6 protein-coding genes are annotated in these 12,974 nt (G+C 46.5%); 3 read left to right on the top strand and 3 right to left on the bottom strand.

Annotated elements, in window-relative coordinates:
- Positions 1 to 114 precede the first annotated feature (114 nt).
- Positions 115 to 5,466, top strand: a complete 5,352-nt coding sequence (locus NG795_RS21535; RefSeq protein WP_367290691.1) for an AAA family ATPase — start codon at positions 115 to 117, stop codon at positions 5,464 to 5,466.
- A gap of 240 nt (positions 5,467 to 5,706) precedes the next feature.
- Here NG795_RS21535 and NG795_RS21530 read toward each other — a convergent pair whose 3' ends face one another.
- Positions 5,707 to 6,975, bottom strand: coding sequence for a CCA tRNA nucleotidyltransferase (locus NG795_RS21530; RefSeq protein ID WP_367290690.1), 1,269 nt, complete (start codon positions 6,973 to 6,975; stop codon positions 5,707 to 5,709).
- A gap of 79 nt (positions 6,976 to 7,054) precedes the next feature.
- Here NG795_RS21530 and NG795_RS21525 point away from each other — a divergent pair, with 79 nt between their 5' ends.
- Together NG795_RS21525 and NG795_RS21520 are read left to right on the top strand one after the other, a co-directional pair.
- Positions 7,055 to 7,303 (top strand): Ycf34 family protein, encoded by a 249-nt coding sequence (locus NG795_RS21525; RefSeq protein ID WP_261201950.1) that lies wholly within the window; start codon positions 7,055 to 7,057, stop codon positions 7,301 to 7,303.
- Positions 7,304 to 7,490: 187 nt separating this feature from the next.
- Positions 7,491 to 7,625 (top strand): hypothetical protein, encoded by a 135-nt coding sequence (locus NG795_RS21520; protein ID WP_367290689.1) that lies wholly within the window; start codon positions 7,491 to 7,493, stop codon positions 7,623 to 7,625.
- 91 nt (positions 7,626 to 7,716) lie between these two features.
- Here NG795_RS21520 and NG795_RS21515 read toward each other — a convergent pair whose 3' ends face one another.
- The gene (locus NG795_RS21515; RefSeq protein ID WP_367290720.1) at positions 7,717 to 8,853 is read right to left on the bottom strand and encodes a hybrid sensor histidine kinase/response regulator; all 1,137 of its coding nucleotides are present in this window, start codon (positions 8,851 to 8,853) and stop codon (positions 7,717 to 7,719) included.
- A 13-nt stretch (positions 8,854 to 8,866) separates the two neighbouring features.
- Positions 8,867 to 12,940, bottom strand: a complete 4,074-nt coding sequence (locus tag NG795_RS21510; RefSeq protein WP_367290688.1) for a PAS domain S-box protein — start codon at positions 12,938 to 12,940, stop codon at positions 8,867 to 8,869.
- Positions 12,941 to 12,974: the final 34 nt, after the last annotated feature.

Here is a 12,974-nt window from a genome sequence, read left to right as displayed (position 1 = left end):
TCTGAGTTCATAAGAATTACTCCTCGTCTCCACAACAAACTGTTACTCTGATTTTAGCTTGTATCCCTTGACTTCCCCTGCAAAACAACTCAATCTAACTTGACAGGAAAAACTATGCTCTTTTTTACAGGTTATGAAATCTTAGAAGAAATTCATGAAAGTAGTCATACGATTGTTTGCCGAGGGCGCAAAGAAGGCCAAGTCCAGACTGAAATTCTCAAATTCTTAAAAACTGAATATCCCACCCCGACCGAAATTGCTAAATTCCGACATCAATATGATGTGGTAAACTCGGTAGATATCCCCGGTATTGTTAAGCCTTTAAGCCTAGAAAGCTGGAGTCGAGGGCTTGTCTTCATCATGGAAGATGCCGGTCCTTTGACTGTAGCACAACTACTCTCTACTCAAATCCTAGACTTAGAAACCTTTTTTAAAATAGCGATTTCCCTCACGAAAAGTGTGGGAGAACTTCATAAATCCTCAATTATTCATTTAGATATTAAACCGCAAAATCTGGTAGTCAATCTCGCTCCCTTCCGAGTGACCCTCATCGATTTTGGCATTTCTACTCGTCTGGAACGCTCCCAGCAAACCTTGAGTAATCCGAATTTACTCGAAGGAACTTTAGCCTATATGTCCCCGGAACAAACCGGGCGGATGAATCGCTCCATTGACTACCGCACGGACTTCTATTCTCTGGGAATCACATTTTATCAAATGCTCACCGGAGAGCTTCCCTTTTCCACGACGGACCCGGTAGAGATGGTTCATTCTCACATCGCCAAACAACCGATTTCCCCTCATGAAGTTAAGCCCAAAATTCCTCCAGTTCTCAGTGCCATTGTGATGAAACTGTTGTCAAAGACGGCAGAAGAAAGATATCAAAGTGCTTATGGGTTAAGCTACGATTTAGAAAAAGGCTGGAAGCAATGGCAAGAAACCGGTCAGATTGAGGGGTTTACTCCTGGGGAACAGGATACTTCGGACAAATTTCAAATCTCCCAAAAACTTTACGGCAGAGAAGCGGAAATTGCGGCGTTAATGGGGGCGTTTGGACGAGTCAGCAAAAAGGGGGAAAGTGCAGAAACTCCAGATACCCATTCCCCGGGAATCGAACTGATGTTAGTGTCAGGGTTTTCGGGAATTGGCAAATCGGTCATTGTGCAAGAAATTCACAAACCCATTGCCCAACAACGGGGCTATTTTATCTCGGGAAAATTTGACCAATTTAACCGCGATATTCCCTATCAATCCCTGATTCAAGCATTCCAAAACCTAATTCGCCAAATTTTAACCGAAACTCCGGAACGATTGGCCCGTTGGCAACAGCGAATTATCGAAGCGTTAGGAACAGAAGGACAGGTGATCACCGATGTGATTCCGGAATTAGCGTTACTGATTGGTGTGCAGCCTCCGGTTCCGGAACTAGCGCCTACGGAAACCCAAAACCGCTTTAATTTACTGTTTCAAAAGTTTATAGCAGTTTTTGCCAAAAAAGAACACCCCCTAGTCTTATTTTTGGATGATTTGCAGTGGGTAGATTTGGCGTCTTTGAAACTGATTCAACGATTGGCAACGGCGTCAGAAAGTCAGGCTTTACTGATTATTGGGACCTATCGGGATAATGAAGTGGATGCGGCTCATCCGTTAATTTCAGTAGTGGAACAGATGGAGCAAAAAGGAGCGATTATTAATCGGATTGAACTGCAACCCCTACAGTTAGAACATATCAATGAATTGATTGCAGATACTCTGCACTGTTCTGAAACTAAAAGCCTGCCCCTGGCCGATTTAATTGCTCACAAAACTCAAGGTAATCCATTTTTTATCAACCAGTTGCTCAAATCGCTTTATGACAGTAACCTATTAACGTTTCGATTTCCCAAAGGGGAAGGTCGGGGTGCTTGGTCCTGGAAACTGGAGCAAATTCAAGCGGTGGGGATGACGGATAATGTGGTTGAATTAATGACCCAAAAGATTCAAAAACTTGCCCCGAAGGTTCAAGAAACCTTGAAGATAGCCGCTTGTATTGGGAATAGTTTTGATTTGAAAACGTTAGCAGTGGTCCGGGAAGAGTCCCAGATTTTCGTCGCCCGGGACTTGTGGCCCGCCGTGCGGGAAGGATTCATTTTTTCTAGTAAAAATTACAGCTTTTTGCCAGAAAGTAGTCAAGAAACAGCGGCCTTTTTGCAAGATAGCGATTTTAGCATAGAATATAATTTCTTACATGACCGTGTTCAACAGGCGGCTTACTCTTTGATTCCGGAATCAGAACGGTCCAATACTCATTTACAGATTGGTCAGTTAATGCTCAGTCACACGAGTTCTGAAGAGTTGGAGTCGAACATTTTTGATATTGCAACCCATTTGAATGCGGGCCTAGAGGCGATTGTGGACTCTGATTTTAAATTAGAAGTCGCTCGCTTGAATAGTTTAGCAGGCAAAAAAGCGAAAGCTTCTACGGCGTATCAAGCGGCGGTCAAACATTTTAATATCGCCCGGTCTCTGTTGCTGGAAACTGCTTGGCAAACTGCTTATGAGTTGACCTTTACGGTGTATCGAGAACTGGCGGAATGTGAGTATTTAGCCGGTAATTTTAAAAGGGCGGACGAGCTATTTAGCATTTTATTAGAGCAAGTTGTTGATAAATTTGACCGGGCGGAAATTTATAACCTGATTATGCTGCTGTCTCCCATCAGGGAGCGATTTCAGGAATCGGTGCAAGCGGGATTAGCGGGTCTGAATCTGATGGGGTTAGAGGTGCCGGAAACCGAGGAGGAATTGCAAGAGGCGATCGGCATCCAAATACAGGAAGTGCAAGCCAATCTGACGGGAGTTAATATTGCTGAACTCCTGCATCGACCCCCGATGGAAGACCCAGAAAAACAGGTTTGCATGACCCTCCTAGCCAACTTGTGGGGAGCTCCATTTAGTGAAGAATACATGAATTATAATGGCTGGTGTGTGTTAAGCATGACCCGGCTTTCCTTAACCTTTGGTCATACCGATACCTCGGCCTTTGCTTACGCAGCTTACGGATTGATGCTGGCACTCCAAAACGACTATAAAACTGGATATGAATTTGGAGAACTGGCCTTAAAACTCCTGGAAAAATCTAAGACTCCTATTTTTGGCGGCAAGGTAATTAATTTGTTTTGTAGTGCCATCAATCCTTACAGGAAACCCTTTAAGACTAATCTGCCCTTCTATAACCGCTCTTACTTGATTTGCCGGTCTATTGGGGATGTCGTCTATGGAGTATGGGCTTTATTCTTGACACTCTGGACGCGGTTGGAAATTGGGGACAGTCTGCCAGAAATTGCCAAGGAATCTGATAAATTTCTGCTCATCATTCGCCAGACCAATTATCAGAGTATGCTGTACGTTTGCCTAAATTTACAGCACGTGATCAAGCAGTTTCAGGGGATTGAGAACGAGTTTGATGAAGTGGAGGGATTGCGGTTGTGGCGGGAAGTAAATTTACTCATTGGGTTGAACTGGTACTATTATTTAAAAACCCAGTTTTTATATACGTTTGAACGCTATGAGGAAGCCCTCGCCATCTGTCGGGAAGCGGAACCCCTTGTTCCGGCTAACTTTGGGTTTTACCCCCTAACGAAACATCCATTTTATTATGGGTTGGTGTTAGCAGCGGTTTATCCCACGGCATCGGAAACAGAACAGAAAGAGTATTGGTTTATTCTCGAACAACAGCAGCAACAACTCCAGATTTGGGCGGAAAACTGCCCGGAGAATTACCAGGATAAGTTCCTCTTGGTGTCGGCGGAAATGGCGCGAATTTCGGGGAAAGAACTGGAAGCAATGGAACTTTATCGACAGGCGATCGCCCAGGCAAAAGCATCCGGTTTTATTCAAAATGAAGCCCTCGCGAATGAATTGGCGGCGCAGTTCTATTTCTGCAAAGGATGGGATGAACTCGGCCAGGTTTATATCCGAGAAGCGAGCTATAATTACCGAAAATGGGGTGCAGAGGCTAAGGTTGACCAGCTAGAAACTAAATATCCTCAATTTTTACGCAGGGCGGGCCAATCCGGTTCAACGATTGATTCGTTTGAAACTGTTAATTCCTCTACCGAAAGCAGTCGCAGCAGTTCCCTCGATTTGTTTACGGTTATGAAAGCTGCGGAAGCCTTTTCCAGTGAAATTGTCCTCAGTAAAATGCTGGAGAAATTAATTTTAATTCTCCAAGAAAATGCCGGTGCATCTAAAGCTTTTTTAATTTTACAAACCGAGGACCGCTTAACCGTTGAAGCAGCGGTGGTTTCCGGGGAAAAAAGGATGGTTCTGCAATCCCTTCCCGTAGAGGAGTGTCATGAGCTTTCCACGGCAATTGTTCACTATGTCGCCAAAACTCAGTCCGATATCGTGTTAAATGATGCGACTCGCGAAGGACTGTTTACCCAAGACCCATATATTCTAAAACATCAACCGAAATCGGTACTTTGTACCACCATTCGCCATCAAGGGAAACTGACAGGAATTCTCTATTTTGAAAATAACTTAACTACCGATGCCTTTACAGGCGATCGCCTAGAAGTCCTGCAAGTTTTAGCCTCCCAAGCAGCTATTTCCCTAGAAAATGCCCTGCTGTACCGCACCTTGGAACAAAAAGTGGAGGAACGGACCGCTGAATTGGCCCAAGCAAATGGGGAAATTACCATTCTGAACGATCGCCTCAAAGCAGATAATCTTCGCATGGCAGCGGAATTAGATGTCACCCGTCGCCTGCAACAAATGATTTTACCGAAACAGGCGGAACTTAATGCAATTTCCGGGTTAGATATTGCCGGATTTATGGAACCCGCAGAAGAAGTCGGGGGCGATTATTATGATGTGCTGCAATATCAGGACCGGGTGAAAATTGGCATTGGGGATGTGACGGGACATGGGTTAGAAAGTGGGGTATTGATGATTATGGCTCAAACCGTCGTCCGCAGTTTATTGGAAGGCAATTTTACGGACCCCCAGGAATTTTTAGATGTCTTGAATCGTACAGTTTATCATAATGCTCAACGGATGAATTGTGATAAAACTATGACCTTGGCGCTGTTGGATTATGCTGATGGGGTGTTGCAAATTAGTGGACAACATGAAGAAGTGCTGGTGGTGCGATCGGGCGGAAAAGTGGAACGAATTGATACAATTGATTTAGGATTTCCCATTGCAATGGTGGAAGAAATAGCCGAGTTTGTCACCACTGCCCGCATTGAGTTAAATCCAGGGGATGTGGTGGTACTCTACACCGATGGGATTACCGAAGCGTTTAATCTGGATAACCAAGAATATGGATTAGAACGGTTAATTGAAGTGGCCCAAAAAAACTGCTACAAATCGGCGCAAGAAATCCAAAAAGCGGTGATTTCTGATGTTAAAGGATATATTGGTCCACAAAAAGTTTATGATGATATCACCTTACTGGTGCTCAAGCAAAAGGCAGGGGATTGAGTTGGATTAGGGTAGATATTTTGCAACAGTGCGCTAGTCCTTGTTCTAGTTTTTTAGCTAATGTGAGAGGTAGAACCTCTCACACAATTTTCTGTCTTCTTCCCAACATTTGGGTAAGAAACCCGGTTTCTCATCCTTTACTGGGTGTGAGAGACCCGATTTCTCACATGATTTGCTGTTTTCTTGCCAACATTTTGTTAAGCACCCCAGTTTTTAATCCTTTAGCTGGGTGTCAGTTAATCATCCAATAGATCCTCGGATTTTATCAGCTAATGCCATTGCCTCCTCCCTTGTAGAAATCTCTCCCTCCACCGTTGCCAACTGAATTTGATTTAAAATTTCCTTAATTTGCGGACCCGCAGGAATCCCTAATTCGCTGATTAAATCGGTCCCAGTAATCAGAACTTTGGGATGTGCTGCCAAGTCTTCCGGGTCCAAATAGCGCTCAACGGCATTGCCTAGGGCCTCCAGAGAAATTCCCGAGGCAAGGGCGATCGCTGCTAAGGACGGAAACAACGACCCCACCTGACGAAATAGAAAATAATGCGATCGCACCGTCCATTCTGTCAACTCCGGTTGCTGTTGGATTAACTGCCAACTTTTTATCACCTGAATCGCGGCTTTAATTTCCACCCGACTCAACTTTAAGCGCATTAATTGCCCTTGTGCTAAACCCGGTTCAAACGGTAACAAACAGACTAATTTGGCAATTTCTAAATATCCAGAAATCCTCAAAGTAGCGTGCAAATCCGCCGCCAATTCTTCCGCCAACTGCGGCCATTTTTCCCCCAATTGCATCGCTGCCTCATCAATCCGGGTTAAAATAGTTAAGGAATCTTTCGCGGCATCGGGCAACCAATAGCGCAACAAACCATCCTCCCACGCTGCCACCAGATGACGACTTCCTCCCCGGCAATTCAGCAGATACCATAACTCCGTACTCACCCGTTCCGCTGCCACCTGCCGCAACAAAGGCGCTAATTGTCGGATTGCCGCTTGGGTTTGAGGTTCTAGGGTAAACCCCAATTGCGCCGCCTGCCGATAACCGCGTAACAGACGCAGGGGGTCCGACGCGAGATTCGTGGGGGAAATCATCCGGATTGTGCGGGTTTGTAAGTCTTCCTGTCCCTTCAGAGGGTCTACAATCTGACCCGTTGTAGGATGGTAGGCGATCGCATTAATCGTAAAATCCCGGCGTTGCAAATCGGTTTCTAGGGTCATCCCCTCCTGCTTGGCAAAATCCACCGTGGCATTGGGAAACACCACCCGGGCGATTTTGCGTTCATCATCCAGGACCACAAACCCGGCTTTATAGCGATCGGCAATCTGCTTGGCAATTTTAATCGCATAACCCGGTAAGACAAAATCTAAATCCAAATAGGGGGACTGCCGTTCCAGCAAGGCATCTCGGACCGAACCCCCGACGAGATAGGCATCATTAGGCAGCATTTCCAAGCTAAACGGCCAAGTTTCGGGACCCAGAGTACGAATAGATTCGCCTTGTTTCATAAAAAAATCAACCTACCGGGTGGGCAATATCTCTGCTGATTACGTTAGAGTAACAAAAAAGCCGTATGGAGTGTTTACGATGTGTATTTGCGTAAACTGCCACTATGTCGATCGCTGCTTAACCTATAACGCAGTGGAATATCAACATCAACAGCCCCATTTAACTGAAACCCCCGATTTTGAACCCCTAGAACCCACCATTAACGTGAATATCCGCAATACCCCGGATGCCATTGAGATGGAATGGGATGTGGTCGGTTGTGAAAGTTTTAAAGAAGAAATGGGCAAATGGGCGCGATTACGTCCAGGGGAATTAGTTCCCACCTAGGATGAAAAGCATTAACCCCTTTAATCGGGTCATTTGCTGTTTATTTCAACCGCAATTAGACCCGTTTCAGACCCAATCCGGTTGGTATCAATCGTGATTTCATGTAAGGGCACTCATAGAAGCGCCTAACTGCACCTCCGGTCCCCTCCCCTTGCCAAGGGGAGGGTTAGGGTGGGGTCTTCTTGACGTGGCATCTGCCACGTCAAGCACCCCCATCAGCCGATCGCACCTCTATGGAGGCGGGTCCTCTTTCTTCGTGACGGGCGGTAAGCGGAGCTATCCCGTAGGGAATCGCGCCTCACTCCGAGAGTCCACCCATTAATTCCTCGTGAGGTGGGAGCGCCACCCGGAAGACCCCACCCTAACCCGGACCAAGACACAGGGGAGGGGACCGGAAGTAAAAACCTATGCTTTTAAATCACCGGGATGGTGGAAGTAACGGGGGAATGCATCGGTAAGGTGACGGTGAACGTGGTGCCGACTCCTACGCGACTGTTAACTGTAATGGTTCCATGATGGCGATCGACACACTTTTTGACGATCGCCAATCCCAAACCCGTCCCGGGAAGACTGCCGACATTGCTTGCCCGTTGAAAAGATTCAAACAGATGGATTAAATCCGATTCGGGAATCCCAATTCCTGAATCTTGCACCGATAGAATCAGGTATTCCCCTTGACCTGTCACGGTAAACTCCACCGTTCCCCCAGCCGGGGAATATTTTAAAGCATTGGATAGGAGATTTGTCAAGATGTGACGCATCAATTTGGGGTCTACAGTGGCCTGGTCAATCTCCCCGAAGGCTTGCAAATTGATCCGAGGTTTATCCGTGGTTAAATGCAGTTCTTCCACCAGTTCTTTAGCTAACGTGACCACATCTAAGTTAATAGGATTAAACTCTAGTTTACCGGCGTCCGCCTTGCCAATGGTCAATACTTCATCTAAGAGGTTGGTCATACTCTTAATTGAAGATTGAATCCGCTTGAGATGGCTGAGTTTTTTCTCTTCGGACCATTTATGACTGTAATGTTCCAGCAATTCCGATGAGGATTGAATCGTTGTCATCGGGGTGCGGAATTCGTGGGAAGTCATGGCAATATAGCGAGAATTCAATTCTACCAAATTTTCGGCTTCTCGTTGGAGTTGGGCGGCGGTATCGCGCTCTTGCCGGATTTTTGATTCCGCCTGATAGCGCTTGAGAGCCATTTGAATGGTGGTATGGAGTTCCCGATCGTCAAAGGGTTTGAGTAAGTAGCCAAAGGGTTCACTAATTCCGGCCCGGGCTAAAGTGGCATCATCAGAATAAGCGGTCAGGAAAATAATCGGAATTTGCTGGCGATCGCGAATTAGATTAGCCGTTTCGATACCATCGATTTCTCCTTTGAGAACGATATCCATGAGGATAATATCCGGCTGAAATTTTTCAGCCCGGTCTAAGGCTTCTTTGCCCGTAGAAGCGATGGGGGGAACGTGATACCCTAAGTTTTCTAAACTACTTTGAATATCGATCGCCGTAATAATTTCATCTTCCACGACTAAAACTGTAATCATTTTATCCACTTGTTTATCCTCTAGGTTGGTAAGTTAATTCCTTAAATCGAATCGTGAAGCAGCTTCCGTGACTGCGATCGAGGGTAATTTCTCCATCCAGTTGTCGGGTGAGGTTACAGACTAATTTCAACCCTAGGGATTCAGTATTTCGGAAATCCAAGTCCGGAGGAAGTCCGACCCCATTATCGGAAATTTTCAGTTCGTAAGTGTCCGATTCATCTTTATGAAAATCAATGCTAATTGTCCCGGACAAACCATCAACAAAGGCATATTTGAAGGCATTGGTAATCAATTCATTAATCGTTAATCCACAGGGAATCGCTGTATCGATTCCCAATTGAATAGGCTCTACATTAATGAAAATTTGGGGCCGGGAATGAGCGGTGATATTATAGGCTCGCAATAAATTCGTGGTTAACTGATTGATGTATTCCGAAAAGTTAATGCTGCCTAAGTTATTGGAGCGATATAACAGTTCGTGAATCAAAGCCATCGACCGGATCCGATTTTGGCTATCCCGGAACATTTGCAGAGCTTGGGGGTCTTTCGTGTAGCTGGATTGCAGCTTCAATAAACTGTGAATGATTTGCAGGTTATTTTTGACCCGATGGTGAATTTCTTTAAGCAATACCTCTTTTTCATGGAGGGAGGCTTTAATTTGTTCCTCGGATTGTTTACGAGTGGTAATATCCCGCGCCACACAAATTAATCCCCCTCCCGCAATAAAGGTGAGAGAAATTTCTTCAGGAAAGGTGGTGCCGTCTCTTCTTTTAGCCAAGGTTTCCCCACTCCATTGTCCCGATGCCCCCAGCACTGGAAAAACTTCCTGTTCTATTTGTTGAATCTCTTCAGGATGGTATAACTCTTTCCAGGTTTTACCTAGCAACTCTTTGGGGTCATCATATCCAAAGATGTTCGCGTGAGCGGAATTCAAATAAATGTATTCGTTGTTTTCATTGAGAATGCCGATGCCATCGGTCGCCGCTTCTACAGCTGCCAACTGACGGGCGAGGGCGGATTGGGTGATTTGACGTTCTTTTGCCAGGGCGATCGCCGCTGCTGCGGAACTTAATAAACTGACTTCTAACGGGTCCCAAGGTTGGGCTTCAATGCCATTATCAAAGCCGATAAAGCCGAAAAATTCCCCATTGACCATCAAGGGTAACAACAGAATTGATTCAATTCCTTGGGGTTCTAAAACTAAACGTTCGGACTCGGAAAAATTAGAGACAATGCCTTCAATGATTTCCCCTTTCCCCAGGGTATTGGGTAGTCTCGTGAAAAATTCATTGTAGGGGCAGTTTTGCAAGTTGGGATTGTCCAGTTGGGATTCAATGCCCTCGGCGCACCATTCCGCTTTTTGACTGGTGACTAAACGCCCTTGGGGATCGCGGTAATTTTCAAACATATAGACGCGACTGGCACCGCAGACGGGTCCCAGAATACTCAGAATCATCTCGTAGAGGTCCGTATCAACCGAGGAATTTAATAATTGATGCTGAATTTGGACTAATGCCGTCAGATAGCGATCGCGTTTTTCTTTTTCAGCTTCCGCTTTTTTGCGATCGGTAATATCTTCCACCGCAGCAATAAAATAGTCCGGTTCTCCCGAAGGTTTACGCACCAGGGATACCGTCAGGGATGCCCAAATCATGGACCCATCCTGCCGATAATACCGTTTCTCAAACGAACACTCGCGCACCTGTCCCTTGATCAGGGGATTCATACACTGAACATTCTTTTCCACATCATCGGGATGGGTAATATCTCTCCAACTTTTCAGCAGCAATTCTTCCTGAGAATAGCCGAGAATTTCACAGTATTTTTGGTTGACTCGCAGAAACTGACCCGTGAGATTGGTATGAACCAGTCCGATGGTGGCCCCATTAAAGGTAGAACGGAATAACTTCTCACTGTCGCGCAAGGCTGCTTCCGATCGCTTCCGTTCGGTGATATCCTGTCCGATGCCAATCCCACTGCCATCGGAGAGTCGGATATTCGCCCAAGCCGCTTCTATCTCTCTCCCCTGGCGGGTTCGAGCTCTAACCTCAATCCACTCTCCCGTCCCTGCCTCTATGGCATCGAGGACCTTTTGGCGTTGTTCCGGGTCGGGATAGCACTCCACAAAGGTATCTTCTGCTTGCGCTTGCGCCAAGGACCAACCCAGGGTTTTTTCTAGGGCGCTATTGAGAAGCTGAATTTGACCTTCAGCATCAAAAAATACCAGCATGATCGGAATATTATCAAAAATCGTTTGTAAAACTTCCGTTTGTTTTCTGAGCTTTAATTCATCAATTTTTCGCCTGGTGATATCTCGAAACACTCCGTGAATTAGGGAGTGATTTCCCTCGATTCTCAAGGAGAGTCTTCCTTCTAAAAAGACGGATTTACCGTTGCTTTTGAGGGCTTTCAGTTCAAAGGTAACAGTTTGAGTGCAGTCTCCGGTGAGGGTACTTAAGAGTTGATGATAGCGCGGGTTGCAGTGGGGATGAATGATGTCCGACATGGAGAGGTGCTGGAGGTCTTCTGGGCTGTAGCCGAGGGTTTCACGCCAAGCGCGATTGACGTACAGAATTTTTCCATCAGGGTCAACGGTTTGAATCAAATCGTTGGCACTCTCGAAAAAGTCACTGAGTTGGGCTTCGCTTTCTTTCAGTTCACTCTCGGCCCATTTGCGATCGCTAATATCAACACAAGACCCGACAATTTCTAGGGCTTGACCTTGGGCATTTCGGACAACCCGAAAATCATCCTGCACCCAGTGATAGCGGCCATCGGCATGGCGCATTCGGTATTCCATGCTCGGGTTTTGACTAGGGCTGCTTGCGGAGAATGCAGTAGCGACCTTCTCCACATCTTCTGGATGAATGCAATCCCACCAAAATTGTGAATTGTTTAGGAATTGTTTGGGTTCATATCCTAAAATCTGGAAGACGTTATAGCTGATAAAGGTGAGGATGTTGGGTGCGGTTACTTGACAGCTATAAATAATCGTAGGGCTGGCCCAGAGTAAATATTGTAAACGTTCTTTGACCAGGAGCAGTTCTTGTTCTGCCTGCTGTCGTTGCTGGATTTCTCCCTGTAATTGTTGAACGGTTTGTTCTAATTGCTCAGTTCGCTTAGAAACTCTGGCTTCGAGTTCGGCATTTAAGGTGGTTAGGGCTTGTTCGGCTTGTTTGCGATCGCTGATATCCGTAACCGTCCCGATGTAGCCCGTCACTTCTCCATCGGGGCCAATTTCAGCCAGGGTTTGACCAAAAACCCAACTCACCTCCCCATTGGGACGGCAAAAGCGATATTCGCAGGCAAAGGGGCTGTGGAATTGGGCGCTTTTGTTCCATTCCGCGTTCACCCGATCTTGGTCCTGGGGATGCACAGCTTGGAACCACCCCTCGCCGAGGGCAGCTTGTCGAGATAACCCCAGCATTTCACAAGCGCGATCGTTGAGGTAAATACATTTTCCTGTCGGATCCGTGCGAAAAATGCCCACGGGAGAGGCTTCCGCTAGGGTGGCATATAACCGTTCGCTGGAACGCAGGGCCGCTTCTACCCGGTGACGTTCCGCCAGTTCAATTTGAGTATCTTGGTAAAGTTGGGCTTGGTGGATGGCGATCGCAATATGGACCGAGATTTTATTTAATAAATCAATTTCTGATGCTTCCCAGGGTCGCGGTTCATGGCAGTGATGGGCAATCAGCAAGCCCCAAACATGGGGGTGAGGGGAGTCTCCCCCAATGACGATCGGGACCACGAGATTGGCTCGTACCTGGAAGCCTTCCAATAGCTCCTGATGACAAGGGCTTAATCCAGCTTGGCGGATATCAGGATTCGCCTGCTTCCGTCTCTCCAGAAAGTAGTTGCCCCCCCTTGCCTGAAAGCAGCTATCCCGAACCTCGATGCCCAAAATCGCCGGATACCCTGACTCCACCGATTCTGCCACGACAGTCCCCTCCATCGTCGGCGCAAACTGGTACACCAGAACCCGATGGCACTGGAGAATCTGACGCATCTCTTCTACCGTGGTGGCAAGAATCTCATCGAGATTGAGGGATTTGCGAATTTTTAGGGAGGTTTGTGCAACACGCACAGGAGGGGCGTGAAACGCGCACAGGCTGCGCGAG

This window comes from Laspinema palackyanum D2c, assembly GCF_025370875.1.
GTDB lineage: Bacteria > Cyanobacteriota > Cyanobacteriia > Cyanobacteriales > Laspinemataceae > Laspinema > Laspinema palackyanum.
The sequence above is the reverse complement of the archived record's forward strand: the minus strand, read 5'-3'. Positions and strand labels throughout refer to the sequence as shown.

What these genes read in the sequence shown, in the direction of transcription:
- NG795_RS21535 (WP_367290691.1), top strand. Translation starts at nt 115, where the DNA reads ATGCTCTTTTTTACAGGTTATGAAATCTTAGAAGAAATTCATGAAAGT.
- NG795_RS21515 (WP_367290720.1), bottom strand. Translation starts at nt 8,853, where the DNA reads ATGATTACAGTTTTAGTCGTGGAAGATGAAATTATTACGGCGATCGAT.
- NG795_RS21525 (WP_261201950.1), top strand. Translation starts at nt 7,055, where the DNA reads ATGTGTATTTGCGTAAACTGCCACTATGTCGATCGCTGCTTAACCTAT.
- NG795_RS21530 (WP_367290690.1), bottom strand. Translation starts at nt 6,975, where the DNA reads ATGAAACAAGGCGAATCTATTCGTACTCTGGGTCCCGAAACTTGGCCG.